The sequence below is a fragment of the Dellaglioa sp. CoH-56-MRSF-11 genome (assembly GCF_056782135.1).
Window position 1 is genome coordinate 1 of record NZ_JBXAYE010000030.1, and the last position, 445, is coordinate 445.

At 55.7% G+C, this 445-nt stretch carries 1 protein-coding gene; it reads left to right on the top strand.

What is annotated here, in order from left to right; genetic code table 11:
• Positions 1-195: 195 nt before the first annotated feature.
• Positions 196-445: hypothetical protein (locus AC1RPT_RS07670; protein WP_481762965.1), on the top strand; the 250-nt coding region annotated here is incomplete at its 3' end.

The window sequence follows — 445 nt, forward strand, 5'->3', positions numbered from 1 at the left end:
TATACTGATACCAGTAACAGTAAAGTGGTTCGTGCGAGTGGTAGACCGGCACACCATGTTGCGCCGATCAAACACCCGACACACAAACGTAGTAAAAAGGCAGTTGACAAGAGGCGAAGCCGTTGATAAACTTCAGTCTCGTTGTTCTAGTGTTGTACTGAGTAGCACCAACCCACCTGAAAGGAGATTTACCTCATGAGCAAGAACGTTATCACGATTTCGATCTCGGTCGATGGCTCGGATACCGCCGTCAATTCCTTCGCGTCGAAGGAAGCTGCCGTCAAGTTCCTGATGGGCAAGGGCATCGTCCGCTCGAAGGCACGCCCGATCGTGAACGCAGGCGTCGTCACGAGCCACACCGTCACCATCGAGCGCACGTTCATCAGCGCGCAGCCGGCTGAGGGTGCACCGGCCAAGCCGCGTACGTCGGTTCGCAAGCCGCACG